The organism is Lactiplantibacillus sp. C232, from assembly GCF_023806725.1.
In the GTDB taxonomy this organism is placed as follows: domain Bacteria; phylum Bacillota; class Bacilli; order Lactobacillales; family Lactobacillaceae; genus Lactiplantibacillus; species Lactiplantibacillus plantarum.
Window position 1 is genome coordinate 317,892 of record NZ_JAMSKZ010000002.1, and the last position, 25,900, is coordinate 343,791.

General features: G+C 44.1%; 25 protein-coding genes. 14 read left to right on the plus strand and 11 right to left on the minus strand.

The annotated features are described in order from the left end of the window. Window positions 1–9: 9 nt before the first annotated feature. Entirely contained in the window at window positions 10–1,980 is a 1,971-nt protein-coding gene (locus MZO41_RS03785; protein ID WP_003643706.1) for a PTS sugar transporter subunit IIABC, read from the plus strand. 41 nt (window positions 1,981–2,021) lie between these two features. Here the strand turns inward: MZO41_RS03785 and MZO41_RS03790 are convergent, their stop codons facing one another. Beyond that, entirely contained in the window at window positions 2,022–2,804 is a 783-nt protein-coding gene (locus MZO41_RS03790; RefSeq protein WP_003641846.1) for a hypothetical protein, read from the minus strand. Between the two features lie 246 nt (window positions 2,805–3,050). Here MZO41_RS03790 and MZO41_RS03795 point away from each other — a divergent pair, with 246 nt between their 5' ends. Together MZO41_RS03795 and lpdD are read left to right on the plus strand one after the other, a co-directional pair. Then, complete coding sequence (locus tag MZO41_RS03795) at window positions 3,051–3,614, plus strand: UbiX family flavin prenyltransferase (RefSeq protein ID WP_003643707.1); 564 nt, start codon at window positions 3,051–3,053, stop codon at window positions 3,612–3,614. 2 nt (window positions 3,615–3,616) lie between these two features. Next, the gene (lpdD, locus tag MZO41_RS03800) at window positions 3,617–4,027 is read left to right on the plus strand and encodes a gallate decarboxylase subunit LpdD (protein ID WP_003643708.1); all 411 of its coding nucleotides are present in this window, start codon (window positions 3,617–3,619) and stop codon (window positions 4,025–4,027) included. A 290-nt stretch (window positions 4,028–4,317) separates the two neighbouring features. Here the strand turns inward: lpdD and MZO41_RS03805 are convergent, their stop codons facing one another. Next, window positions 4,318–4,758: an Rrf2 family transcriptional regulator gene (locus MZO41_RS03805; RefSeq protein WP_003641849.1), complete on the minus strand. Its 441-nt coding sequence runs from the start codon at window positions 4,756–4,758 to the stop codon at window positions 4,318–4,320. Window positions 4,759–4,942: 184 nt separating this feature from the next. Between MZO41_RS03805 and MZO41_RS03810 the strand changes: the two genes are divergently transcribed. Together MZO41_RS03810 and MZO41_RS03815 are read left to right on the plus strand one after the other, a co-directional pair. Continuing rightward, on the plus strand, window positions 4,943–5,632 hold the full coding sequence (locus MZO41_RS03810; protein WP_003643709.1) for a TetR/AcrR family transcriptional regulator: 690 nt from the start codon (window positions 4,943–4,945) through the stop codon (window positions 5,630–5,632). Window positions 5,633–5,835: 203 nt separating this feature from the next. Continuing rightward, entirely contained in the window at window positions 5,836–7,197 is a 1,362-nt protein-coding gene (locus MZO41_RS03815; protein WP_033099006.1) for an Nramp family divalent metal transporter, read from the plus strand. 123 nt (window positions 7,198–7,320) lie between these two features. Here the strand turns inward: MZO41_RS03815 and MZO41_RS03820 are convergent, their stop codons facing one another. From MZO41_RS03820 to MZO41_RS03835, 4 genes are all read right to left on the minus strand, one after another. Beyond that, complete coding sequence (locus tag MZO41_RS03820) at window positions 7,321–7,968, minus strand: hypothetical protein (RefSeq protein WP_003643711.1); 648 nt, start codon at window positions 7,966–7,968, stop codon at window positions 7,321–7,323. 55 nt (window positions 7,969–8,023) lie between these two features. Then, window positions 8,024–8,329: a hypothetical protein gene (locus MZO41_RS03825; protein WP_003643712.1), complete on the minus strand. Its 306-nt coding sequence runs from the start codon at window positions 8,327–8,329 to the stop codon at window positions 8,024–8,026. A 40-nt stretch (window positions 8,330–8,369) separates the two neighbouring features. Continuing rightward, window positions 8,370–8,621 (minus strand): hypothetical protein, encoded by a 252-nt coding sequence (locus MZO41_RS03830; RefSeq protein WP_003641854.1) that lies wholly within the window; start codon window positions 8,619–8,621, stop codon window positions 8,370–8,372. 300 nt (window positions 8,622–8,921) lie between these two features. Next, complete coding sequence (locus MZO41_RS03835) at window positions 8,922–10,322, minus strand: MFS transporter (protein ID WP_003641855.1); 1,401 nt, start codon at window positions 10,320–10,322, stop codon at window positions 8,922–8,924. A 91-nt stretch (window positions 10,323–10,413) separates the two neighbouring features. Between MZO41_RS03835 and MZO41_RS03840 the strand changes: the two genes are divergently transcribed. After that, entirely contained in the window at window positions 10,414–10,806 is a 393-nt protein-coding gene (locus MZO41_RS03840) for a MerR family transcriptional regulator (RefSeq protein ID WP_003641856.1), read from the plus strand. A gap of 151 nt (window positions 10,807–10,957) precedes the next feature. Here MZO41_RS03840 and MZO41_RS03845 read toward each other — a convergent pair whose 3' ends face one another. After that, a complete protein-coding gene (locus tag MZO41_RS03845) occupies window positions 10,958–12,334 on the minus strand; it encodes a sensor histidine kinase (protein WP_013355144.1) in 1,377 nt (458 codons plus the stop codon). Next, window positions 12,321–13,025, minus strand: a complete 705-nt coding sequence (locus MZO41_RS03850) for a response regulator transcription factor (protein WP_013355145.1) — start codon at window positions 13,023–13,025, stop codon at window positions 12,321–12,323. The genes MZO41_RS03845 and MZO41_RS03850 overlap by 14 nt, the downstream gene beginning before the upstream one ends. A 165-nt stretch (window positions 13,026–13,190) precedes the next feature. Here MZO41_RS03850 and MZO41_RS03855 point away from each other — a divergent pair, with 165 nt between their 5' ends. From MZO41_RS03855 to celB, 3 genes are all read left to right on the plus strand, one after another. Beyond that, on the plus strand, window positions 13,191–13,478 hold the full coding sequence (locus MZO41_RS03855) for a hypothetical protein (protein WP_022638095.1): 288 nt from the start codon (window positions 13,191–13,193) through the stop codon (window positions 13,476–13,478). A gap of 80 nt (window positions 13,479–13,558) precedes the next feature. Next, window positions 13,559–14,290 (plus strand): MurR/RpiR family transcriptional regulator, encoded by a 732-nt coding sequence (locus tag MZO41_RS03860; RefSeq protein WP_003641860.1) that lies wholly within the window; start codon window positions 13,559–13,561, stop codon window positions 14,288–14,290. 301 nt (window positions 14,291–14,591) lie between these two features. After that, on the plus strand, window positions 14,592–15,917 hold the full coding sequence (celB, locus tag MZO41_RS03865) for a PTS cellobiose transporter subunit IIC (RefSeq protein ID WP_013355147.1): 1,326 nt from the start codon (window positions 14,592–14,594) through the stop codon (window positions 15,915–15,917). 152 nt (window positions 15,918–16,069) lie between these two features. Here celB and MZO41_RS03870 read toward each other — a convergent pair whose 3' ends face one another. Further along, complete coding sequence (locus MZO41_RS03870) at window positions 16,070–16,381, minus strand: hypothetical protein (protein ID WP_003641862.1); 312 nt, start codon at window positions 16,379–16,381, stop codon at window positions 16,070–16,072. Window positions 16,382–16,609: 228 nt separating this feature from the next. On the opposite strand from MZO41_RS03870, the gene MZO41_RS03875 reads away from it, so the two are divergent. Further along, window positions 16,610–16,864 (plus strand): hypothetical protein, encoded by a 255-nt coding sequence (locus tag MZO41_RS03875; protein WP_003641863.1) that lies wholly within the window; start codon window positions 16,610–16,612, stop codon window positions 16,862–16,864. Window positions 16,865–17,018: 154 nt separating this feature from the next. On the opposite strand, the gene MZO41_RS03880 is transcribed toward MZO41_RS03875, so the two are convergent. After that, on the minus strand, window positions 17,019–18,050 hold the full coding sequence (locus MZO41_RS03880) for an LCP family protein (protein WP_003643716.1): 1,032 nt from the start codon (window positions 18,048–18,050) through the stop codon (window positions 17,019–17,021). 272 nt (window positions 18,051–18,322) lie between these two features. Here MZO41_RS03880 and MZO41_RS03885 point away from each other — a divergent pair, with 272 nt between their 5' ends. From MZO41_RS03885 to MZO41_RS03895, 3 genes are all read left to right on the plus strand, one after another. After that, window positions 18,323–19,717: an FAD-binding oxidoreductase gene (locus MZO41_RS03885; RefSeq protein WP_022638098.1), complete on the plus strand. Its 1,395-nt coding sequence runs from the start codon at window positions 18,323–18,325 to the stop codon at window positions 19,715–19,717. 146 nt (window positions 19,718–19,863) lie between these two features. Continuing rightward, a complete protein-coding gene (locus MZO41_RS03890) occupies window positions 19,864–20,169 on the plus strand; it encodes a hypothetical protein (RefSeq protein ID WP_003641866.1) in 306 nt (101 codons plus the stop codon). Window positions 20,170–20,213: 44 nt separating this feature from the next. After that, a complete protein-coding gene (locus tag MZO41_RS03895; protein WP_003641867.1) occupies window positions 20,214–20,906 on the plus strand; it encodes a GTP pyrophosphokinase in 693 nt (230 codons plus the stop codon). 255 nt (window positions 20,907–21,161) lie between these two features. Here the strand turns inward: MZO41_RS03895 and MZO41_RS03900 are convergent, their stop codons facing one another. Then, entirely contained in the window at window positions 21,162–21,701 is a 540-nt protein-coding gene (locus MZO41_RS03900; RefSeq protein WP_015379717.1) for a TetR/AcrR family transcriptional regulator, read from the minus strand. Between the two features lie 213 nt (window positions 21,702–21,914). Between MZO41_RS03900 and MZO41_RS03905 the strand changes: the two genes are divergently transcribed. Further along, complete coding sequence (locus MZO41_RS03905; protein ID WP_013355149.1) at window positions 21,915–25,868, plus strand: MMPL family transporter; 3,954 nt, start codon at window positions 21,915–21,917, stop codon at window positions 25,866–25,868. Window positions 25,869–25,900: the final 32 nt, after the last annotated feature.

Consider the following 25,900-nt stretch of genomic DNA (forward strand, 5'->3'; position numbering starts at 1 on the left):
ACATGGGGGATGACGATTATGGGAAAAATCGATGAAGTATCCATTTTAGCACCAGTTACTGGTCAAGTATTGTCATTGGCAACGGTTCCGGATCCTGTTTTTGCGGCGGGAAGGGTAGGGCCGGGATTTGGTGTTCAGCCGACAGCTGGTCACATCTTGGCACCAGTTAGTGGTCGAATCACAGTAGTCACAACAACCAAACATGCAATTGGCATGGTGACTACGACTGGCCTCGAAGTGTTGGTACATCTGGGTGTCGATACGGTGGCACTCAATGGGGCACCGTTTGAAGTTCACGTGAAGGTCGGTGATGAGGTGACGGCTGGCACACTACTAGTCGACATGGATTTAGCTGCTATCGAGCAGGCCCACAAACCGACCACGGTGATCATTGTCGTGACGAACGCTCAGCGGGTACTCACTGACTTGACGCTAGCCCCACTGCCACAAGCTGTCGCGGCCGGTGCAGTCGTCGCAACGGCTCACTTGATAACAGTGACAACAACCGCGTCACCGGTAGTGGCAGCGGTACCGCAGTCAACGACGCGTTACTCGGCATTAGCCACGGCAATTGTAGCTAATGTGGGCGGGCAGCAAAATATTAATAGCGTGATTCATTGCATAACACGGTTGCGATTTTATTTGAAGGATGAAGCACTAGCGCACGATGCGGTTATTGCGAACTTGGACGGCGTCATTGATGTTGCAAAGGCCGGTGGTCAGTATCAAGTTGTGATTGGTCCGGCAGTCAACGATGTTTTTGATGCAGTGATCGCACAACTAGGGCCTGAATTTGCGGACGGAGTGCCAGTACCACCGGTTCAGGAGGCATCAAGTGACGTTAATTGGCTAAGCCACGTGCGTAATGGCATTAGTGGTGTCATTGGTGTTATGACCGCGGCAATGATTCCGGTGATTGGCATTTTGGCAGGTTCAGGGATTTTAAAAGGAATCTTGGCCGCGTTAACGGGCTTCAAAGTCTTGGCGGTCACGAGTGGGACGTACATGGTATTGAACGCGGTAGCTGATGCAACGTTTTACTTTTTACCAGTTGTCCTAGGCTTTACTGCTGCCAAAAAGTTAGGTTCAGATCCAATCGTGCTGGCGATTGTCGGTGCTATTCTTATCTATCCAAGTCTGATAACGGCAGCTAGTAAGGGAGCCACGGCCCAAATCACGTTCTTAGGTGTTCCGACGCATTTAATGTCGTATTCGGCATCCGTGTTCCCGATGATTGTGGCCGCATGGCTAGGCGTGTACGTTGAGCGGGGGTTAAAACGAGTTGTTCCGCTGTATTTACGGAGCGTCTTTATTCCGATTATCGAAGCCCTGATTTTGGCGATAGTGGTATTAGTGGTGGTCGGTCCCTTAATTACGATTATCAGTAAGGGCTTGGCCAACGGTTTGGTCGCCGTCTATAATTTTAGCCCGGCCTTATCAGGATTGGTTATTGGTGGTTTATACCAGACGATGGTCATTTTCGGGCTCCACTGGGGCATTATTCCCATTGTGATCAATGATATTGCGACGAATGGGCACAGTTATTTGAATGCAATCCTCTCGATTACCATGGTCGCTCAGGGTGGTGCGGTGTTGGCCGTCTTCTTAAAGTCTAAGGATAAGCACCTAAAGGAGATCTCACTGGCAGCTGCAATTTCAGCCTTTTGTGGTGTTACCGAGCCGGCGCTATACGGGGTCAACTTGAAATACAAACGGGTCTTTGTCGTTGCTAGCATTGCGAGTGGTCTAGGTGGCTTACTGACCGGCCTGTTGCGCGTTAATAACTATGCTTTGTCAGGGTCGTTGATCGGTTTCCCCGCGTTTATCACCCCGGGTGTCGGCATCGGGTCAAACTTTTATGGTTATTTGATATCCCATTACGGGACACTAGTGATTGCAACGATGTTAGTTTATGTATTTGGTTTTTCGGATAAGTTGTTAGGTCCTAAGGAAAACTTAAAAGCGACTAATAGTCAGTAACTAAAATAAGGCTCCTGCTGAACGTAGCGGGGGTCTTATTTTTATGAACTAATCGCTTGCAAGCGTGCTTGTTGTCGAATCGCTTCAACATAAATGCGGACAAAGTCGGTGCCATACAGGACTGCTAGTTGCTGTTCCAGATTTGGTGTGGGTGGCAACACCTTTAGTAAGGGTCGAATCCATTGATTGGTGGGCAATAGTCGCAATAGATGGTGGCTGGTGAACTGTGAGAATAGGAGATTGCGGCCGAAGTATTGTCCAAGATGATTTTGGAAAGCTGGTTGCTTAACTGGCACCAGTTGGAGACTACTGTTATTCATGTTGCCTAGTAACAATTTGGCCTGACCAAAGTCGTCACGAAGGTCAAAATGCTGATTCTTGTAGGCCTTAGCGATTTCAGGTGCTAATTGGACCAACCAAATGAGCTGATGTTGTTCCAAATGCAGAATCAAGCGCAGTGTCATAATATCAGTTGTCGTGAGTTGATAACTGTATTGTTGCAGAGTGGCTGGTGTTAATTCTTGACGCAAGGTCCGTTGAACGGCGTCAAAATTACCAGCCTCCCAACTAATGGTTAATTGATCATGGTTCGTCAGCCATAGCAAATGATCCGCGATCCGCAAGGTCAAAAAGCGCGGGGCAGCCGTCCCCGGCGTCTTTAGCATTAGTAGCCAGTAAGAGCTGGCACTAGAACGCGCAAAATTGCGTGCTAAGACGTGCGCACAGGTTGGCAAGGCTAATTGGACAGCCAATTGTAAGCGTCGCCGGTCAGTAGCAGTATTAACAAACTGGTGTGGGTCGTGTGTGATTCGTCGTTTTGCCATAGACATCCCTCCCTCATTAATACACTACCTTAATTATAGGCCAAAAAACGTGGTGTGGCGCATTGAATGTTTGGTTTTAATGATAAATCAAATGTTATTAGAGTCGTTTGATTCGCTGATATTCCAGTTAAGAATATTAACCAGTCAAAACTCGATTTGTTTCAACCAATCGCGCAGGTTAAGATAAAGATGAAGGCTTAATTGAATCATAATATCATTAATCTACAGAAACGGGGCGATGTTGTCATGAAACGAATTGTTGTGGGAATCACGGGAGCGTCCGGTACGATTTACGCGGTCGACTTATTAGAAAAGTTACATCAGCGGCCAGATGTTGAAGTTCACCTGGTAATGAGTGCGTGGGCTAAAAAAAACTTGGAGTTAGAGACTGATTACTCGCTCGCGCAGCTGACGGCGCTCGCGGATGCTACTTATCGGGCTAATGACCAAGGCGCAGCGATTGCCAGCGGTTCGTTTTTGAATGACGGAATGGTCATTGTCCCAGCTAGTATGAAGACGGTAGCGGGGATTGCGTACGGCTTCGGTGATAATTTAATATCGCGGGCTGCTGATGTCACGATTAAAGAACAACGTAAACTTGTGATTGTTCCACGTGAAACACCGTTAAGCGTGATTCATTTAGAAAATCTAACGAAGTTGGCAAAACTCGGTGCCCAAATTATTCCACCGATTCCCGCGTTTTATAATCATCCGCAATCCATTCAGGATCTGGTCAATCATCAAACCATGAAAATTTTAGATGCGTTTCATATTCATAATGAAACTGATCGCCGTTGGGAGGGGGATTAAGTATGGCAACTTTTACGACTGAGCAGGCCGGGTATCAAATGCAAGCAACACTCCAAGTGATTGGATATGACTTGTTGATCGTCGTTACCGGTGGGACCAATCCCCATATTGGTGACGTGACCATACTAACTGCCAGCACGGTTCCCGAAACGGTTAAGTTTCCCAGCCATGATGGTCGCTTCCATAAAGATAACTTTATTTCGGAACGAATGGCCAAGCGGATTCAGCGTTATCTAGCTGGAAGCTGTACAATTACTGCGGGAATTCATGTCAACCAAATTACTAAAGCACAAATAGCAGCTGCGGCACCAATGACGGATGACCTCAGCCGCCAGATTATTAGCTGGTTACAGGCCCATCCCGTCCAGGCTGAAAAGCCGGAATATTATGGACAAGATGAGCAACCGCGGTAGATTCGTGACGCATGGGGTGTCGAAAACAGCGCAATATTGTCTTTGCGCCCTATTGCTGGATAATATGCACCGAGCTGGCCGTTTATTGTTATTAAAGTTGTACTAGATGAAATAATTCAACAAAAAAATTGCGCTTCAGATGTTGATTCTGAAGTGCAATTTTTTGTCCAAGTTAGGCATAAACATACTAGCATGTTTGTATTTAAACGGAGTGGCTTGCAGGGTGAATTATTTAGTATCGACATGCGCGCTGGCTTCCGCAATCGCACACCGTCAGCTAATCTGGCAGCTTATTTGTGGGCATCTTTCTTTGCTTGTTCCACTAAAATGTTATCGACCACGTCTTGTAAGCTAGTCTTAGCTAACCGTGCTTCGGCCGCCGTTTGCGCGTCTTGATAGTATTGTTTCAGAACGGTTTGAATATTGCCACCAACAATACAATCCGGATTGGTCTTAGGATCGACGGCGAGTAGTGGCTTATCGCCTTCAATTGCGTAGAAGACGCTGAGCAGTGAAATTTGACTTAAAGGTTTGGCGAGTGCCGGTTGAGCAGTACCGGGCGTTGTTGTGATTAGTCCGGCTTGTCGAAGCTTGCTCATCAATCGGCGAACAACGACTGGACTAGTTTCAATGCTACGGGCAATGGCGTCACTTGTTAATTTAGTATCTGCGTAAATTTTAATGTAGGCTAGTAAATGGATCGAGTCGCTAAAGCGGGTTGAAACACGCATATAATCACTTCCTGTAACTTAATTGGTTACTATGATTATAAATAAATCCACTTATAAAAGCAATTAACGAGTTTAGTAAAGCTAATGATGTAACTTTTATAAAGATGGTTGTTTTGGGGGACCGAATCAGTTATGATGTAAATGCCAAAATTGAGCAGTTACTGCAAAAAAGGAGCTTATCATCATGAGTGAAATTGAAACCATCCAGGCCTATTATGCGGCTTCATTGGGGAAGGATGGTCGTATTACCCGGACCCAACGGCAAATTTTAGCCGCCGCGCTCGACTTATTTGCAGAAAAAGGTTATGAAGAAGTTGGCACTCGGGAGATTGCAGAGCGGGCCGGTGTCGCTGAAGGAACTTTATTTCATAATTTTGTTAATAAGAACGGTATTCTGGACGCCATTATGCAGCCGATTGTGCAGAATATTTTGCCAACGATGTTGAACACTTTGGACCAGGCAGTTTTAGATAGTCCTAACCAGACTTTGCAAGCATTTGTTGTCGCCCTTGTGCGCGATCGGGTCGCATTTGTCACACGTAACCGAGCCTCCTTAGCCGTCATTTTGTCCCAATTTTTCAATAATGCTCAGGATCGAGCGGCTGTCTTAGGGATGGTCTCACCTAGCATTTTGGCGCAGGCGAATGAAGCGATGGATCGCTTGAAAGCCGCTCGAGAATTAGTTGATTGGCCGAATCGCATGATTTTACAATTGGTGTTTTCAACCATTGGGGGATATTTAGTCGAACAGGTTCTCTACCCACAACTGGATGATTTGAGTGATGAGCAATTGATTCACTATCTCAGTGATTTTTTAGTTAATGGTTTGAGCCCACGGAGAATCCCCTTACAAGATGATAATACCGCGTCATAACAAGCTTTAGGGATGCCAAAGTAATAATTAATAATAGTTGACTAATAGGTTAATGGTGCTATACTACCAATTGGAATTAAAGTGAGTGCTCAATTAAGGGGACGCACTGTTGAGGATCACGTAGTAGTCCACAACCTGAATTCTAAACCAATAGAAGAGAGGGTTTCATAATGAAATCAGCAAAAACGAAGGATCACGCTAAGATGAAAGCTGCCGAAGAAAAGGCGATTCATTCAACGGGTGCCGATAGTAAGAGCTTGGACGAAGTCAATGGGAGTGTCCGGGTCCCTAAGGATGCCAGCTTCTGGCGAACTTTAATTGCCTACACTGGACCGGGTGCACTAGTTGCAGTTGGGTACATGGATCCTGGGAACTGGATCACATCAATCGCAGGTGGATCACAGTACAAATATGCATTACTTTCTGTGATCCTGTTATCAAGTTTAATTGCCATGTTGCTACAAGCCATGGCCGCTCGTCTGGGAATTGTGACGGGTAAAGATTTAGCACAATTGACGCGGGAACGAACGTCAAAAGGAATGGGGATTTTTCTCTGGATTATTACTGAACTAGCGATTATGGCGACCGATGTTGCTGAAATCATTGGTTCTGGGATTGCTTTGAAGTTATTATTCGGATTTCCATTAATTGTCGGTATTTTGATTACCACTGCCGATGTCTTGATTCTGTTATTATTAATGAAACTTGGTTTCCGGAAAATCGAAGCAATTGTGGCAACGCTGGTTGCCGTGATTCTCTTCGTCTTCCTGTATGAAGTTATTATTTCACAACCTAATATTCCAGAAATGTTAAAAGGGTATGTCCCAACTAGTCGGATTGTCAGCAACCGTTCTATGCTATTCCTAGCACTCGGAATTGTTGGGGCAACCGTTATGCCACATAACTTGTACTTGGGATCATCAATTTCACAAACACGTCAAGTTGACCGGAGTGACGAAAAAGAAGTTGCCAAGGCTGTTAAGTTCACGACAATTGACTCCAATATTCAATTGTCAGTCGCGTTCGTTGTTAATAGTTTGCTATTAATTCTTGGCGCCGCACTGTTCTTTGGAACTAAGGGTGATCTTGGCCGGTTCGTTGACTTGTACAATGCACTTGGCGATAGTAAGGTCGTTGGCTCGATTGCGAGTCCGTTACTCAGTATGCTCTTTGCCATTGCGCTGTTGTCTTCTGGTCAAAGTTCTACGATTACGGGGACGTTATCTGGTCAGATTATCATGGAAGGGTTTATCCGTTTGAAGATGCCACTCTGGGCACAACGGTTACTAACTCGGTTAATCTCGGTTACACCAGTGTTGGCTTTTGCGATTTATTATCATGGCAATGAAGCGAAAATTGAAGATCTGCTGACGATGTCGCAAGTCTTCTTGAGTATCGCGTTACCATTTGCCATGATTCCGCTAGTCATGTTCACGAGTAATCGGGCGCTGATGGGGAACTTCACCAACCGTGTCTGGGTTAAGTGGACGGCTTGGATTGTGACGGTGATTCTAATTATTTTGAACATTTACCTTATTTTACAGACTGTCGGTCTGGTTAAATAAGCAAACATTAAAATGAGCTTTCTAGGGATTACAAGGATTCCTGGAAAGCTCATTTTGTCTTTCGGGAGCAGCGGCAATGCAAGATACCGATTCAAAGTGCTAACACGTAACGGCAATTGGCGCTTAACTGACTTTGGATGGCCAGTCTTGCTTAGTTGGTATGATGGTAAACGGGGTCGCAGTGATGAGGTCCGTGAGGCAGGGGAGCAATCCGGTCTCAAGGTTATATAAATCGTGAACGTGTGCGCTAGTTTGACCATGCTCAGCCATCTTAAGTAGCTGGGACTGGGTGAACTGGAGTTGACTGGCTGGTAGTATCAGGTCCGGTTGGCTGCGGCGTGTTAACGGTTGAGCGTGGTCGTGAACTAGGTAAGCAAAATTAGGCGCCGTATTAAGAATTAACGTTAAAACGCTGATTTCATGGGGATCTAATTTGGTTGCTAACTGGTTCGTTTGTCTAGGGGAATAAACCATGGCGGCGTAGATTTGAGGCGCCAGCTCGGGTAATTGGCGACTAGGCGGTGTCAGGGTGACCGTCAGTCCCAATTGCCAGCTGGCAAGCAACAATCCCGGAATCGTTACGACTTGTGCGGGGCTCAGTAGAATGGCTTGTCCGGCATGCACGTTCTGTTGTTGCAGACTAGTTTCACACAGTGCGAGGTCTTCTAAAACATCGGCCCCGGTATACCAGTTGCCATTTAGATCTTTCAGAACTGGTTCGGCATATTGACGTTGTAATTGGCGGGTAATGGCCTTAGTCAGCTGACTCATCGCGGGGCCTCCTTTAAGGGCTTAAGTGACGGGGCGGAAATTAAGGGTGGCAGTACTACTTTGCGTTAGTGAGATACTTCATCTTAGTGATACTCTGGCTACTAGCATCAATGGTTGCTAACACTTGATTTTGGGTGGATTTAACAACAAGCTTAGTTGGCTGCGGTGTTAAATCATGTTTCGGTTGGCTAGTCGTGGCACCCGTTGCGAGTTTAGTATCACGAGTGACTTTATTGACGAGTGTGGTGGATGTCACTTCAGGATTTGTTGTCGTCGTGTCAGCAGAGGCGGAAACGGAAGTCGCAAAGAGGGTTCCGGCAGCCATTAGAGTAAGGGTTAGTTTTTTGAATGTGTTTTTCATAATAATCGAACTCCTTTTAGTTGTTATTATTAGTGAATGATTATTGGGCAGCTGGCATTAACCAGTCGTTAGAGAGTAGTTGATGGAAGTGACGACCAAGTGGGACCCATAATTGCGAACGGCGGATGTTTTTTAACGTGTCCCAGAATAATGGATCTTGTAGTTGTTCATCACTAAGTTTGACTTTAACGAATTCGCCCTCTTCAGTTTTCGCAATCACCAGTGGGTAGGTCACCTTAACCAATTGAACGGCGGTGATATTTTTAATTTTTGGATCAGTATCTAATAACATATCTACATAGCTCCTTAGTTGTTGTGAGTCATTCTATTTTTATGAGTTAATTTTTAAAGTTGGTTTGTTTAATTGAATGACTATAGTTTACCGGCATATCGCCGCGGGAACTATCGACTTTCCATAAACTTTATCTAAGAAATTCTTAGATTCAGACTTAGAATATAAAAAATACCATGAAAATTGAATCTGAGCAGGTAATACTTTGGCAGGATCAAGTACTAGTTAAATTAACAACCGTTTCAAGACTGTTAATGTCCTTAAAACGGTTGTTAAGAGTTTATTTGTAAATGAATTAGCTTAGTGTGCAGGGCGGTTAATAATACTAATGGCAAAGCCTAATAAAGCACAAATAAGAGAAACACTAAAGGACCAGGTTAAACCATGGGCAAACCAAGCAGGATGTGCTGGCAAGTAAGTACTAACTCGATATCCAGCATCGATGCTCATTGTTGTAAATAGTGCAAGAGAACCAAGTGCGACGCCTAAAATATTGCCAATATTATTTCCCAAAGACTGTAGAGAACCCGCTACTCCTAGCTGATTTTGTGGGACGACTGACATTAGTAATGTGTTATTTGGTGCAATGAAAAATCCAGTGCCGATACCGTTGGAAATTAACAAAGAAATAATGAGGGTTAATGAAGTATGTGAATCTAGGAATAAGAAGCCAATTTGCGTAATTATAATTAGGACTAGGCCGGTTAGTAGAACAAGCTGTTGAGAGAAAAGATCACTCAACCAGCCACCAAGTGGGGCAGCAATAGCCATAATAAGTGGAAAAATCAGCATTAATATTCCAGTAGTACCAACTGACCAGTTCAAATAATCTTGGAGATAGAGTGGGAATATAAAGCTGAACAGTGCATTAATAAGTGGTATCAGCATTCCGACTAGCAATGCTAAGCTGAAGGTACGATTCTTAAAAATGGATAGTGGTAATAGCGCATTTTTTCGATGCTTTTCCAAATAAATAAAGTATAGTGTAAGTGCTAATGTGATAATGAAGCCAATGATAATTAGCGGCTGCCTGAAACCAATAGTCTGCCCTGCTTCTAATACAACAAAGAATAGTGTGATGATAATGAATAGAATCCCTGCGCCCCAACCATCAAGTTTAGTGGCTTGTTGCCGGCCATGATTTTTGGGAAGAAATAGGTGGCCTAAAATAATGGCAATGATTCCAAGTGGAATGTTAATCATAAAAATAGCATTCCAAGCAAACTGCTGTAGTAAAAAGCCACCTAAGGCAGGTCCGGCAACAAAACCAGCGGAAATAAACATTGTATTGATACCCATGGCAGTTCCCCGGGTGTGATTATCAAACAGTTCCGAAATTAAACCATAGCTGTTTGAAAGCGTTGCGGCAGCGCCAACTGCTTGCACAAAACGAGCCAATAGTAGAAACTCAAAGCCGAAGTTGACACTGGCCATTAGTGAGCCGATAGTAAAGCTATACATACCTAAAGTAAAGATTCTACCTTTACCCCAAATATCACCAAGTTTACCGAATGTTACCAGTAAGCCTGATAGAATGACCATATAACCCATCACGGTATATGTGATCTGACTAATTGGAACCGCAAGTGATTTTGACATGATAGGTAGTGCGATATTAATGATTGATGCATCGAGATTAGCCATAATTGTAAAAATACCGATGACAATCATTGCTAACCAAGAACGAGTTGTTGTTTTCATGATAAAAATTCAACCTCCTATTTTTTGAACATTTGAAAGTATAACAAGTTCGTGTTACACTAACGCAAGCAAAATTTAGGAGGATACGAGTATGTTTACAATTACGGCGACCGCTCAGAAATATGGTGTGTCGAATAATGCACTACGTTACTATGAAAGTGTTGGTCTAATTGGCCCGATTAAGCGTGATCAAAATGGTATCCGACAATTTTCGGCTAGTGATCAAGAGATGGTTAACCGAATTGTACATCTCCGGCAATTAGGCGCGTCAATTAAAGAGATTCAGCAATACAGTTTCCGTCCTGAAGAAGTAACACTAGAACGTACAGTTGCACTAAAAAAATTTCTGTTACGTCTAAACGGAGATCTAGAAGCACAAGAGGCGCAAATTAAAATAGAAAAACAATATTTAAAAGCAAAAATAGAACATTTGGATGGTGATATTTTGAGTATGAAATCTCATAAAACCACGCAGATGGGTTAGTAGTAATTAGTTTCTGAATATCAATTCAGAATAGTCTTGGAGGTATCTTTGTGATTGGGTGGCCCAAGACCAAAAGCGAGTCCTAGATTTTTCTAGTGACTCGCTTTTTTATGAGAGTAATTATTAGAAAATAAAATAATAGTACTTGTTACTATAGTTGCCAGCTGACCGCAAAGACACTCCCGGATGGCTGGTTGTCGGTGATTTTAATGGTGGCCTGATTCAATGTAACTAACTGTTGAACGATTGCTAAGCCTAGGCCACTGCCTTCGATTGCTTGTGACCGAGATTGGTCAACGCGGTAAAAGCGCTGAAAGACAGCCTGTTTTTGGTCGTCTGGAATTCCCTCACCATGGTCGGCTACAGCTAGTTCGACTGCTTGATCAGTCTGGTACAAACTCAAGGTAATCGGTTGATCATGTGGCGAGTATTTATGGGCATTATCGAGTAAGGCCACAACGATTTGTTGTAACATTTCCGCATTACCTTGAACGTGGATGTTCGGATCAATTGCGAGCGTCAATGGTTGATCAATTGACGGCTGGTAATGTTCAGCCAGTGACAACATTAATAGTGATAGGTCTTGGTCAGTTAAGACTAGCTTAGCGCGATCAGCTCGTGAAAGGTGAAGTAGGTTCTCAATCAGATGTTGCATTCTTAGTGATTCTTCATCAATAAACTGTAATGATTCTGGAATCACTTCGGGGTGGGCGTCACCCCGCCGCTTGATTAGACTGAGATTACCGCGAATCGCAGCAATCGGGGTTCGCAGTTCGTGTGAAGCATCAGAAATAAATTGACGCTCATGCTGCAATCGTTGATTTTGCGTGACCAATAGTTCATTAAAGGCCCGACCGAGGTCGTTGATCTCGCGGGGGCTAGCAGGCACGTCTAAGGTGGGCTGGTCGCTATCTGGATTGTTCGATGTGTACTTGGTTGCGTGTAACAGTTTAATGGTTGGGTCACTCAGTCGCAGTGCTAAACGATGGGCCCACCAAGTCCCCAATGCCAGGGCGGCACAAGTGACAGCCAGCATGAGCAGAATCAAAATAAGCAGACTGTTGAACAATCGCCTTAAGCTGACCCATAGTTGGTAAGTGTTATGCCCATCTTTTTCACTATAAGATAAGAAGAAACCAAATCCGCGAACGTAGACTAACGGCCCTACTAGCTTAGTCTGTTGCTTGGTGAAAAACGATTTGGACGATGGGGTAGTGATGATCGTCCGCTTCGTTTTAGTGGCGGTCGTCAAGGTTGCTTTCTTGGTGGTTACCCGGATAAATGCCGGTTGTTTCGTATTGCGTGTCGTCGTATTGTTCCATTGAATAAAACTGGGGACGTCTTTGATATTCGCCTGGTTAAGACTGCTCATCAAGTCACGGGCTTCCCTAGTCGTATTGATTGTTTGCTGAGTGCCGACCATCAGAAGGGTGATCAAGCTAACCAACAACGTAATTGTCAGCATTAGTCGGCGGATGGCCTTATTGATCAGCTGTTCATAGGTCGGAGTGGTGTTATTTTTGGGCATCAGACATCGGCTCCCTTAGTTTATACCCGACGCCGCGCACTGTTTGAATGAGTGGGGAGGCGCCGGTTGTCGTGATTTTATTACGTAAATAACCGACATAAACGTCAACGACATTTTGCTGACCGAGAAAGTCGGCGCCCCAGACTTGGTCAAGCAAGTCATCACGGGTAAAGACTTCGTCGGGATGAGCGAGGAAGAATTGCAGCAAATCATATTCACGGTGAGTTAAGGTAACTTCTTCCTGCCCGTTAGTAACGCGGTGGGCTTTGGTATCTAGCTGGATATCATCCAGTTGGTAGACTTGATTGGGTTCAACTTGATTTTCAATGCGTCGTTGGATAACCCGGATTCGGGCCAATAATTCTTCGATTTCAAATGGTTTGGTGATATAGTCGTCGGCACCATTATCTAACCCGGCGACTTTATCACCGACATAATCTCTAGCGGTCATAATAATGACTGGTACTTGATCGTGTTTGCGAATGCGGCGAAGAACTTCCATACCGTCAAGTTTTGGCAACATCCAGTCTAGCAGGATGAGGAGCAACTCGTTTTGATGCGCTTGGTAGGTTTCCATAGCTGCCAAACCGTTAGCCGCTACCAAAACGTTGAAATCCTCAAATTGTAGTTCTTTAGTCAAGTAGCCAGACAGACTGCCTTCATCCTCAACAATTAAAATCGTGTTTTTCAATGTTATGCTCCTCTCAATAACCCTGGTTTATGTCTAATTATAGCGAATAATTATGACGCTTTTCCGATATTTTGACTTATTTTTATGGATTTGTGTGAACTAAATGAAAGCGTCACCGGACTTATGCTAAAATTGGACTATGAAAATGGAAGGTAAGTGAGTGACATGGGACTTTTTCGTGACGCCATGCAGGCACTGTATCACAGTGGTCATTATGGTTACAACATCAATGTAAAGAAGTCGGCTCCCGCCGTTGATCCGAAGGAAGTACCAGCGATTGCGGCGTTAGGACGTATTAATCGAACGCCCAACTTTAAGACGTGGTCCGTTGATTCGCCATATAAAACGGCCGAATTTACGGCTAAATTAACTGACGCAGTAGCAACTTGTGATTTGGTAATGCAGGATCTTGAGATCAAACCGCAGATCGATGGTCGGTGGGGCGATCAATAAGCGGAATTTGTTCCCATAAATTCTAATGGTCATATTAATTTAATGATAGACCAATTAATCAATAGTGACGGGGTGAGTCAATGTTTTCGTACGATCAGGTCCAGCAGTTAAACCGCTTGGAAATTGAAATTTATAAGTATATTGTGGGTCATCCCGCTGAAGTAAGTACTATGACGATTCGACAATTGGCCGACCATAGTCACGTCTCAGCAACGACTATTTTGCGTTTTCTAAAGCACATGGGCTATGATGGCTACGCAGAATTTAAGTTCACATTAAAAGAACAGTTACGGCAAGATGCCACACAACCGTTAGCTCAGACAGTTGTACCGATGCGGACGTTTTTTGACCGCATGAACTTACCTGATATCACGGCTAAACTTCATCGGGTCGCAGAACTGGTTCATCAAGCTCGAATGGTCGTACTGATTGGGTCAGGGACGAGTGCTGGCCTGGCCGCGTATGGCAGCCATTTATTCGCTAACTTTGGTTTATATAGCTTGATGATTAGTGATACGAGTCAGCCCCATCCGGTTCAGCAACAGGATTTATCGGATACCGTCTTTTTCGCACTTTCAGTATCTGGAGAGTCTGAAGATATTATTGAACAAAGCGTTTATTATCGGCAGAGTGGCGCGAAGGTGGTCGCTATTACCGCTAGCAGTCATTCGACGTTAGCTGGGATTGCGGACGTGGTGTTAACTTACGATACCCCGGAAGTTCAAGCAATCAGTGGTGGTAGCACCTTGTCCCAGTTGCCCGTCGTTTATTATCTGGAACAATTAGCTATGATTATTCAGCCATTAACGTAAAGGTAATTCAAACCAATCTTTGGAACATGTTCTAAAAATGGAACAAATTCCGATGGATGGAACAACACCCATTTTAGAGTGAAAGGGTATACATTTTGAGAATGACAGGTATAATGAATTTTGTAGGAAGCGTATTCATGGGTACAAATGTCAGATGACAGGACTACTTTGTAACGGACGAACTCAATTTTATGTAAACGGTTAACTATTGATTGACCGTTAGCTTACTTAAATTATTCTGATTGTTTGAGAATGTTCGTTAAATGAATATGCACAACAAATTATTTTAGGGGGTCACGACATGAGCGAAAACAATAACAAGTCGAGCTTTGTTAATGACCGACTTGTCCCTTTCTTTGGCAAGATTGCTGGTTCTCGTCACTTAATTGCCTTACGTGATGGGATGACATTGGCAGTGCCAATGATTATTATCGGGTCGGTCTTCATGATCATTGCGCAATTCCCTATCAAGGGTTATCAGACCTTTATGGCCGATACCTTTGGTTCGAATTGGGCAACGATCGTCCAATATCCAACTAACGCCTCGTTCCATATCATGGGCTTGATTGCGGTTATTGGGATTTCTTATAACTTGGCAAAGAGTTATAAAGTCGATCCAATCTCTGCCTCAATTGTTTCGTTAGGCGCTTGGTTCTTAACGATTCCATTAAACACCGATAAGGCAGGAGCACTGTGGGTACCATTAACCCAACTTGATTCGGCGGGGTTATTCACGGCGCTACTGATTGGGTTGTTTATTACTGATTTTTACGTTTTCATGGTGCATCGCAATTGGACGATTAAGATGCCTGATAGCGTGCCACCGGCAGTTAGCAACTCGTTTGCAGCCTTAGTACCCGGTTTCGTCATCTTATTCTTGATGTGGTTACTGCGGTTGGCTGTTGAAGCATCACCAATGCAGAGTATTCCTAACGTGATTTCATTCGTCTTAGCTAAACCATTAGGCTTGTTGAGTAACACGTTACCAGGGGCCTTGGTTGCTGAATTCGTTGTATGTATTCTTTGGATTTTCGGGATTCACGGTGCCAACGTGGTTTCTGGGGTCATGCAACCAATCTGGTTAGCTGCGATGTCTCAAAATGCGGAAGCGCTTAAGGCTGGTAAGGCTTTACCAAACGTTGTGACACAACAATTCTTCGACAACTTTGTCCACATGGGTGGTTCCGGTGCGACCTTGGGACTGGCTTTCATGATTGCCTTTGTTGCCAAGAGTGCCGAATTCAAGACATTAGGCAAGCTGGTTATCGGACCCGCATTGTTCAATATCAATGAACCAATTGTCTTCGGGTTGCCAATCGTTATGAACTATCGGATTGCCGTTCCGTTTATCTTGGCACCGTTAGTTAATGTTACGACGACTTACATTGCAATGTCGACGGGCTTAGTTGCAAAGACGGTTGGGGTCATGGTTCCTTGGACGACGCCGCCAATTATCTCTGGTTACTTAGCAACGATGCACATCTCAGGTGCGGTATTACAAATTGTTAATATTGTGCTTGATGGTGCCATCTACTACTTCTTCTTCAAGGCCTTAGATCGTGATAAGGTTAAGGAAGAAAAGACCTTTGCTGCTAAAGAAGCTGCTGGCGAAACGGTCGAAGCTTAAGTTAAATCATTAATGTAGTAATCGTATAAATACCACCATTAGCGACTTGCTGAAAGTCTGTTGATGGTGGTATTTTAATGTCGATTTTTGAGAAGCGCGTGCAGATTAAAGCGAACCGAGTGACTTGGAATTGTCACCGGGTTCGCCTTTTATTAACGGGTATGAAATTGTGGGTGCAACATTCGGGGGTGACCATGGTCAGTACCCTTGTACTGCAATAGCCAATAAGCGTTTTGCGGCAAAGCGCTACGGGCAATGACGTGTGCAACGGTGTAGCGAATCGTGTCGGCATTAGCGTCAGTCCATAAACGCCAAGTTGGTAACTTAGCTGCTTGAACCGGTTCCCAATCGCCCAATTCTTGTTCACTAGTAGTTAGTGCGGTGAGTAAATCAGGCCGTTCGGAACCAGTCAGTTCGATGTAGTAGCAATACGCTTGCGGATGCAGGGTGTTGGGCTGGCTCATGATGAGATTGCTCCTTTGGATGGTTTTAACGAGTTATCGTTGACTTAAATAACCTTATCATCAATCATAGTACAACCGTTTGACTAAATTGACTAGCTTTTTCGCTTACTGTTATTAAAATGTAATATTCAAACTTGCAATTAAAAATAATTGAGTGTTGCGCCTTGACCTGGAACGCGTTTCAGCACGTATATTAAGTGGTGAAAATGACGAGGGGGTGCAGCACGAATGGAAACGGGAATTTTAAAACAGATTGATTTAACAACGACAACGGAACGGTATTTCTTCGTGCAAGTACAACGACTGGCCGACTATGTCTGGATTCGCTCAGTTCAAAACTTTAAGCCTTTAGAATTAACGGTTCGGGTGAGTGATTTACAGGTGAACAAGCACCAGGCCGTTGCTGACCGGGGGAATATCAAATATGAGTTTAACGACGATACCGGGGGACTGGTGACGCAACTTGCTGGCTGGGTGCACTAAGACGGTGACAGACAAGCAGTAACTGTGATACTTTAGGCAATCAACAACCAATAATACTAATGGCAGCAATCAATTTTAACTAGGTTAGGACTAAATCAGGCGCGCCACTGAAGGCTATACTGCTTCAGTGGCACGCCTGATTATCATTAAAAGATCACTTGGTATTATCACTGTAAGTGATTTTATCTAAACCTTGGGTGTCATAATTGAGATTGGTTTTGCCGTCATACACGGTATTCTTGGCATTTAGCTTGGTTTCCATGTTGGTAAGGGTCTCAGTACTGAGCCCCAGTTGGGTCCGAAGGCGGTCCGACGTTTGTTGCAAGGTCTTTGTACTTAAAATCTGATAGGAACTCGTATTGATCCAAGCAGGTGAGCCAATGACTTGAGTCGACTGGATGTGTTTCATATTGGCACGATCATGCGTCGCTAACCCAACAAGGTCGTTAAAGCTAAGGTCAGTTTGTAAATTACCCTTCAGTGAAGTGAGTAATTGATTGTAGCGACTATAGGTCTTAGTCTCGGCGAGTTTGGCGAGAACCGCCCGCATGACTTGTTGTTGCCGTAATTGACGGCCGTAGTCGCCCCGGGGGTCCTGATAACGCATCCGTGTATAAGATAGCGCCTGTTTACCATTGAGATGGTGTTTGCCCTTGGTTACTGTGATGTGGTCGAATGAAACGTTGAGTGGACTAGTGATCGTCACGCCTCCAACGGCATCCACGATTTGTTTGAGACCGCCCATATTGATAGTTGCATAGTAATCGATAGGCACGTTGAATAGCTTGCTAACACTAGCCTTGGCCATCTTGGAGCCACCAATATTGTAAGCGGCGTTGAGTTTTTGAACATTTGTGTCCTGATCACCGACCATTTCTGCTAATGAATCGCGTGGAATGCTGGTAATGAGCGTTTTCTTGGTCTGCGGATTGATCGTAACGACCATAATGGTGTCAGAATTTCCCTTATCAATACGACCGTCTGCCCCGGTGTCAACACCTAGTAGTAAGATGCTGAGTGGCTTAGTCGTATCGATTTTAGTACTGCTGTTTCCCGTATAGATCGTCGATTGGTAGCGCGCCTGTGCCTGGCGAATAATTAAGCCAATCGCTACGAATGCGATAACGATAATGATGCCGACCGCAATTAACACTGGCCGTAATTTTGAAGATGCTGAATGCCGCATGTTCAAATCCTCCCTTAATTAAAGGCGTTAAGATGGTTCCCCGGATAACGTCTTTGTCTTGAAATCACTGTTTCTAGCATACCCGGTCAGTACGATCCCGGAAAATACTTATTTTGAGTGTACTTAATTTAAAAAATAGATACCACCTAAAAGAATTAGATTGGAAACTGAGCAAATTAGGAGCGGTCACTTACGGACAGTATTACGGCAGAAAACGGATTCTTGGCTTATACTGACAGTGAACTTAAATATATGAAGTGAGGTTTGGTAATTTGACAGTCTTTCGCGCATTTTCTAACCAAGAAGTTTTAGATTATTTAGCAACGCAAGTCACTGACGGGCAGGTCTTCACTGACGAGGAGACGCTGAAAAAATACTCTTTCAGTCCGCGGTTGACCGATGACGATAGTGGCCTTGCCTTAGCCTATGTTGAAGCACATACGACCAAGGACATTCAAGGAACGTTGAAAACGGCCCGTAAATACCACATCGCAGTGATTCCCCAAGACCAAACAACGAGCACTGTTATCGGTGCGGACGGGTTAACGGACAGTCTGATTCTTTCAACCGCCAAGATGAACCGAATCATCGAAATTAGCAAGGCTGATTCCATCGCCGTGGTTGAACCCGGCGTCGTTAACGGTGATCTGGATAAAGAAGCACGCAAGCAGGGTATGTTCTACGCGCCGGACCCTGGTTCTAAGCCCATCTCTGGGATTGGCGGTAATGTGGCGACAAACGCTGGCGGGATGAGTACGGTCAAGTATGGGGCTACTAAGGACAATGTCTTAGGCGTTAAGGTCGTTTTAGCCGATGGTCGCGAAGTTAAGTTAGGCGGTCGGACGCTAAAGCAGGCCTTTGGTTATGATTTAACGCAATTGATGATTGGCTCGGAAGGCACGTTAGGAATCATTACCGAAGTAATCGTTAAACTGTTGCCGATTCCGCTAGGGACCCCCGTGATGGGCGTCGCCTTTTTCGATAATATGACGGTCTTGGCTAAAGCAGTCACGGCGATTCGAATCTCCGGTGTTTATCCAACGATGCTAGAGGCATTGGATGGCAATACGGTTGCGGCACTCGATCGATACGAGAAGACGCACTATGCTAAGAATAGTGCGGCGATGTTGATTTTTAAGCTTGATAATGGTGGTCAGGATAGCATGGCAGTCGTTAAGAAGATACTGGCCGAACAGCAAGCCAACGATGTTAAGATTACGACCGAGCCTAAGGAACAGGCAGCGCTAGAACAATTACGGCGCGATATGCTGCCGGCAGTTTTTGCTGGTCAGAATCATATTATGGAAGATATGGCCGTGCCATTATCGCAATTAGCCCCATTAATGGACTATATTCAAGAACTATCCAAGCGGTTAGACGTCGAAATCTATACGGCTGGACATGCTGGCGATGGTAATGTGCACCCGACCTTAGTGTGGCCAACGTCGGTAACCGAAGTGCCTGAAAAAATCATTATTGCGCTACAAGAAATGTTTAAGAAGACGCTGGCACTTGGTGGGACGATTTCGGGTGAACACGCAGTCGGAATGTTGAAAAATCAATGGAACAATGCCGAATTAGGCGAAGATGTTGATATGTTGCAACATCAGATCAAAGCACTCTTTGACCCGATGAATATTTTGAACCCGAAACGTAAAATCAATTAACCCAACGATTACAAAGCGCTTAAGTTTTGATAGCAGTTGTTGGTCAGATATTGCGTAACTTGGTCATCGTGTCTTATTATTGAGATAGTCCCAAAAATGAGTTGTTGGTTAATGAGTCACTAAGAATGTGCAGTGTGGATTAACCGATGCGAAGGAGGCCCCAAGTGATACCTAAGAGTGCACGAATCCGAATTGAATTTGATGCCGAAGTACTCCGCAACGAGATTTTTGATGTGCATGATTTCGCCAGTTTTCAAAGCTTCTGGCAGCGATTTGAGAATTTCTTGGCCGATCGCATGGTCGTTGGTCACCTGAACGTGTTAGAGGGCCGCGGCCTGATTCCTAGTGATTTTGCAGATGTTGACGGACACTTAGCTTACCAAGTTGGTGAAGATGCGCACCAAATTGCGTATGACCAAATTGCGCGTGAGTGGACCATCACGATCCGTTAAGGTAGATTGAGAGAGAATAGAGTCTTATATTGGAGCGATATTGATTGAGCACAACAAATTCCCAAGCAAGTGCAGATAATGATCAGCTTTTGCCAGCACCCCCGGAACTTTTGCAAGCTGTTGATCAGTTGAAAGCTTATTCGTTACGTTATGAAGTTGCGATGAAGCTCGTTTTAGATAAGTTAGATTATATTAGTCGAGAGTATGAGCTTCGTTACGGCTACGCGTTAATTGATAGCAAGCAGTCCCGGATCAAGTCGCCTGAGAGCATTGTTGGTAAGATGCAACGTAAGCATTTACCGTTAACGTTAAATGCGGTGTTTAATAATTTGCATGATATTGCGGGTATCCGGTTGATTGTTCGTTTCCTAAGCGATGTCAAGACAGTCGAGAATTTATTGGCGACTCAGGCTGACATTAAAGTATTACGAGTGAAGGATTATATTCATCATCCTAAAGCTAATGGCTATCAGAGTTTGCATTTAATCCTCGGGGTGCCGGTCTACACTGTTGATGGGCCGAGCATCATTGAGGTCGAACTACAAGTACGGACGATTGCCATGAACTTTTGGGCGTCGTTGGAGCATGAATTAAATTATAAGAAGAACGTTCCGCATCAGGACGCATTGCGAGCGTCATTGACTAAGAAGGCGCAGTTAATTACGGAGCTGGATCAGGAAATGGACGATATCAAGCAACGGATGTATGAACCTAAGACGCCCCCAAAAGAAGTCTAAAAAATGCCCGATTATTAGCAGGTAATTGCTAATAATCGGGCATTTTGGGGTTTTCTTGACGCGAATCAAGTCCATCCATGCACATGACTGGTATCCTATATAGAAGAAAGTAATTAAGAAGTTAGATTGCTTTTGCAATTAAAGGGTTCATGTTACTTTTAATATGCAAGATAATTTCCAAGGCATATTGATAATAATTAATTTAATGGGAATAGCTAGATTAATTAAACTAACAATCGAATAGTGGGGTTAAATTCAGTGTTCAGCCAAATTTTTGACTGGTTTTCCTCGGTACCACCAGTCGTTGATAAAACTGGCCAGTTCTTCCGGTGATTCATGTAGTCCTGTTTTTAACCAATAACGGACAACACCAACGATACCATTGAGATAATACTCAAACATGTACTCTTTTTCGCGATTGCCAATACCAGTGATCTCAGCTTGGTTATGTGCTAAGATCTCACGCTTAGTTGTTGCGATAAAGCTCATCAGAAAATCCTGGTCGGTTGTTAAGATGAAGGAAGTAACGGCGTGGCGTTTCTTAACCACCTCAAAAATTCCCGTCAGAATGGCTTGTAAAGAGTCGGGATTAAGATGTTTATCAATAACAGCTAGCAGTTCTTCCGTGGCATCTTGTTCCATCTTCTGCATGCAATCTTTGACGTCTTCATAATGGGCGTAAAAGGTGCCCCGGTTGATATCTGCGGCCTTGCAGACAGCAGTGACCGTAATCTCATCTAGCGACTGATGTTGGAGTAAGTTGATTAGACTATCTTGAATTAGGCGTTCGGTCATTTGCGAACGACGGTTGTTTTTAGTACCTACCACTGAAGTTCACCTCATTATTTGAACAATATACTATTGTTTGTTTATTTAATGACGATTTTATGAAAATTGTTGGTTGAAATTACACCGGTTTTCATTTAACATGTTGTTATTATTTAAACACATTGTTGATTAAATGTCACGATGTCGTTTTAAGAATCTGAATTAGGGAAGGGATATAACGTGAAAGGGAGCCGTAGACGTTTTACAATCCAAGCGATTGTTTGGCTAGTTGTGATGGTAGCGGCCATCATCTTCCTGCCAAATATCAGCAGTCTGGTACGTGATAAGGGCCAGACCAAGTTGCCAAGTAGTGCTAAGAGTCAAGTCGCACAAGTCATTCAGAATCATTGGGGGCGTAATCAAAATAATACGCGCCAAGTGGTGGTGGTCTTCAATAATGGTGATTCACCGTTAACGAGTGACCAGAAGCAAGCAATCGATGGGACGATTCAACGCTTCAAAGTGCAAAAATCAAAATATCACGTGAAATCAATGACGGCTGCCAGTGATAATGCTGCTGCCAAAAAGCAATTGATTTCAAAAGACAAATCCACCCAATTACTACAATTAATGGTTGGTAAGAACCAGACCGTCGCGAACATGACCAAGAATATTACGGCCGGTGCTAAAACGGCTGGAGTTAAGACGTACGTGACGGGGAGTGACATCTTAAATGATGACTTCACTCAGGAAACGGAAGCAGGGATTCAGAAGACTGAAATTATTACCGTTATTTTCATTTTCATCGTGTTAACGTTAGTCTTCCGTTCGCCGATTACGCCGTTAGTTTCACTGTTGTCAGTTGGGGTGTCGTTCATTATCTCGCTGAGCGTTGTGATGAACCTCGTTAATAAATTTAACTTTCCATTGTCGAACTTTACCCAAGTCTTTATGGTCGTGGTCTTGTTCGGGATTGGGACCGACTACAATATTCTACTGTTCGATCAATTCAAAGAAGAACTCAGTCATGGCGATAGTCCGGTCGCTGCGACTGGGCGCGCGTTAAAGATTGCCGGACGAACGATCCTATACAGTGGATCGTCACTATTAATTGGGTTTAGTGCCCTTGGGTTAGCGAACTTCTCAATTTACAAGTCAGCGGTTGGGGTTGCCATTGCGGTTGCTATCCTGTTGCTCGTCTTGTTAACGTTGAACCCATTCTTCATGGCGTTATTAGGACCGCGGTTATTCTGGCCAACGAAGAAGTTTGCTGGTGGTAGTACGAGCAAGATGTGGCACGGCATTGCAGCGTCATCAGTTCGTTACCCAATCATCGCCCTAGTCGTTGTTTTGGGTGTCTCATTACCGTTTATCCTAACGTACAATAATGAATTAAACTACGATACGTTAGCTGAATTAAACGACACGATTCCTGCGAAGAAAGGCTTCCAAGTTGTTCAGGATCACTTCTCCAAGGGGACGGCTGAACCGTCAACGTTATATATCAAGACGGATCATGCCTTAAACAATGAAAAAGATCTAAAAGTCATCGACAGCTTAACGAAACAGTTACAAAAAGTTAAGGGTGTTAAAACCGTGGCGTCTGTCACCCAACCCGGTGGCTCACAAATCGATCAATTATACGTTGGCAACCAATTAGGCACCGTCACTAGTGGGATGAAGTCTGCTAGCAAAGGGCTAACTAAGATTGGTAGTGGGTTAGATAGCGCCAATAGTAAATTGAAGAGTGCCAATATGTCGGATAGCGCGAAGTCGGCCAAGAAGTTGGCGGATGGGGCGGATGAAGTTTCATCAGGACTCAATACTTTAAATGGTAAGACTGGAACCCTTTCAAGTGGGGCTAGTCAGTTGGCAAGTGGTTCGAGCTCGTTAGCGAGTGGATTAGTTACTTATACTAATGGTGTCTACACGGTCAATAATGGTTTGAACCAGTTGAACAGTAAGACTGGAACGTTGGCTAGTGGAGTTAATCAGTTGACTACAGGTGCCAATAGTCTGTTTAGTGGGACGAGTACTTTGAGTTCTGGGTTAGATACCCTGAATGGGTACAAAACCAAAATCTCTAGTGGAACTGGAACTTTAACTTCTGGAGTTTCACAATTGCAAACTGGTGCAACTGCACTAACAGCCGGTCTTCAAAAAATGCAGACCAGTGTTAACTCTAGTGTTTCAGATGCGACAAGTACTGCTAATACACAAAAATTAATTGCATTACAAAAGGGTCTGAAGGAATTAAATGAGGCTATGACCCCGCTTCTTTCTTACGATCCTAGCTCACTTCCTGATGTTAGTGGAATAACAACAACCGCTACAACGTTGGAAAAGAATAGTACAGTTGTTCAAAACGATGCAAGTAATTTACAAACGGCGCTAACTAATTTGGAAAAAGTGGCCTCAAGTAATGGAAATGTTAGTTTAAGTGAAGCTGACATTCAGACGGTGGTAAATGCCGTTAATAAGAACGGTGGAACTGCGTTAACTACTCAACAGACTGCTGCATTAACCGCTGCGTTAACTGTCGTCGGAAAACAAATTACTCAAAAGGTTGATAGTGCAAGCTCCTCAATGTCATCAAGTATTAGTTCAACTCAGACAAGCGCACAGCGGCTGAAAGCAGATTTAGCAACAATGAGTGAGACAGGTACTGCCTTAACTGCTGACTTGAAACAACTTTCGACATTGAGTAGTGAATTGAAGCAGCTATCTAACTTGAAACAATTAGCTACAAAATCAATTGAAGCCAATAATGGTTCTTTGGAGGCTATCTCAAAGCTACAATCTGCGATTAGTGGGATGCAACAGATTCAATCTGGTTTAAATGGTACCAATGGATTGGTAGATGGATCTCAACAAATTACTACTGGTTTAAACCAGCTTCAGAGTGGCGCAAGTTCCTTAGCATCACAATTAAATACGTATACCAATGGTGTCTCAACAGCTGCGACTGGTGCAACTAAAGTCAATAGCGGTGCATCACAAGTGTCAACTGGTTTGACAAGCTTACAAGGGCAAATTCCAACGCTAACGAGTGCCATCAGTGCGCTTGATTCTGGGACTAACCAATTAGCTGCCAACTCTTCAACGTTAAATAGTGGTGCTTCACAATTAGCTAGTGGGACTGCAAGTTTGAACTCGCAAGTACCAACCTTGGTAAGTGGTGTAAGTAAGCTTAACAGTGGTGCCTCGCAAGTGGCCTCTGGTAATGAACAAATGTACACCAGTATCCAAAGCTTAGTAGGTCAGATGCAGACGCTCCAAGATGGTTTGAAGACTGCCAGCGACGGAACTAAGACAATCAACACGGGTGTTGGCTCAGCTAACAGCTACTTGACTGGTTTAAAGGATTCCGCGGCTGCGAAGACGTATTACGTGCCAAAGAGCACTTTGAAGGGTAAGACTTACAAGTCTGCTTTGAAGGCTTACATGTCTGGTAACAACCACGCAACGAAGTTAACAATCGTCTTGAACGAAAATCCAAGTTCGAAGTCAGCGATGGATAAAGTAACGGCAATTCAAAAGCAAGCAACGAACAGCTTGAAGGGAACTGCGTTAGATGGTGCCACCATTGCGATTGGTGGTCAAACGTCTGAAACGAACGATACCCAAGCAATTGCTTCTAGTGACTTCGTTCGGACCGCTGCAATTATGTTAGTCGGAATCCTGATTGCCTTGATGGTTATCACGCGTTCTGTCTTACAACCGTTCTACATCTTAGGGACTTTGTTATTGGCTTACATTATGTCCTTGAGTATTACACGGATCTTGAGCAACTGGTTCTTGGGTCAAAGCATGTTAACTTGGAACACACCGTTCTTCGGGTTCATCATGTTGATTGCGCTTGGGGTCGACTACAGTATCTTCTTGATGATGAAGTATCGTGAATTTGATAATTCGGCTGCGACACCAAGTACTCGAATTGTCAGAGCTTCCGCCGTCATTGGGGCCGTGGTCTTATCCGCTGCCTTGATCTTGAGTGGGACGTTCGCAGCCTTGATGCCATCCGGTGTCTTGACGTTGATTCAAGTGGCGATGGTTGTGATTATCGGGTTGATTATTCTGGTATTCGCCATCCCAACGATTATTCCAAGTTTGATTCGCTTAACTTATCCGTTGACGGATCGTATGGAAGACGAAACCACTGCTGAAAAGCAGACGAAACGAAATCGTCAATAAAATAAGTCAGTTATGCGATAATAAGTGTAACC

Coding starts and splice junctions, on each gene's coding strand:
- MZO41_RS03890 (WP_003641866.1), top strand. CDS start 19,864: ATGCGAAGGAGGCCCCAAGTGATACCTAAGAGTGCACGAATCCGAATT.
- MZO41_RS03880 (WP_003643716.1), bottom strand. CDS start 18,050: ATGCGGCATTCAGCATCTTCAAAATTACGGCCAGTGTTAATTGCGGTC.
- MZO41_RS03795 (WP_003643707.1), top strand. CDS start 3,051: ATGAAACGAATTGTTGTGGGAATCACGGGAGCGTCCGGTACGATTTAC.
- MZO41_RS03830 (WP_003641854.1), bottom strand. CDS start 8,621: ATGTTATTAGATACTGATCCAAAAATTAAAAATATCACCGCCGTTCAA.
- MZO41_RS03860 (WP_003641860.1), top strand. CDS start 13,559: ATGTTTTCGTACGATCAGGTCCAGCAGTTAAACCGCTTGGAAATTGAA.
- MZO41_RS03870 (WP_003641862.1), bottom strand. CDS start 16,381: ATGAGCCAGCCCAACACCCTGCATCCGCAAGCGTATTGCTACTACATC.
- lpdD (WP_003643708.1), top strand. CDS start 3,617: ATGGCAACTTTTACGACTGAGCAGGCCGGGTATCAAATGCAAGCAACA.
- MZO41_RS03785 (WP_003643706.1), top strand. CDS start 10: ATGACGATTATGGGAAAAATCGATGAAGTATCCATTTTAGCACCAGTT.
- MZO41_RS03845 (WP_013355144.1), bottom strand. CDS start 12,334: ATGCCCAAAAATAACACCACTCCGACCTATGAACAGCTGATCAATAAG.
- MZO41_RS03820 (WP_003643711.1), bottom strand. CDS start 7,968: ATGAGTCAGCTGACTAAGGCCATTACCCGCCAATTACAACGTCAATAT.
- MZO41_RS03840 (WP_003641856.1), top strand. CDS start 10,414: ATGTTTACAATTACGGCGACCGCTCAGAAATATGGTGTGTCGAATAAT.
- MZO41_RS03810 (WP_003643709.1), top strand. CDS start 4,943: ATGAGTGAAATTGAAACCATCCAGGCCTATTATGCGGCTTCATTGGGG.
- MZO41_RS03790 (WP_003641846.1), bottom strand. CDS start 2,804: ATGGCAAAACGACGAATCACACACGACCCACACCAGTTTGTTAATACT.
- celB (WP_013355147.1), top strand. CDS start 14,592: ATGAGCGAAAACAATAACAAGTCGAGCTTTGTTAATGACCGACTTGTC.
- MZO41_RS03815 (WP_033099006.1), top strand. CDS start 5,836: ATGAAAGCTGCCGAAGAAAAGGCGATTCATTCAACGGGTGCCGATAGT.
- MZO41_RS03825 (WP_003643712.1), bottom strand. CDS start 8,329: ATGAAAAACACATTCAAAAAACTAACCCTTACTCTAATGGCTGCCGGA.
- MZO41_RS03805 (WP_003641849.1), bottom strand. CDS start 4,758: ATGCGTGTTTCAACCCGCTTTAGCGACTCGATCCATTTACTAGCCTAC.
- MZO41_RS03900 (WP_015379717.1), bottom strand. CDS start 21,701: ATGACCGAACGCCTAATTCAAGATAGTCTAATCAACTTACTCCAACAT.
- MZO41_RS03835 (WP_003641855.1), bottom strand. CDS start 10,322: ATGAAAACAACAACTCGTTCTTGGTTAGCAATGATTGTCATCGGTATT.
- MZO41_RS03855 (WP_022638095.1), top strand. CDS start 13,191: ATGGGACTTTTTCGTGACGCCATGCAGGCACTGTATCACAGTGGTCAT.
- MZO41_RS03875 (WP_003641863.1), top strand. CDS start 16,610: ATGGAAACGGGAATTTTAAAACAGATTGATTTAACAACGACAACGGAA.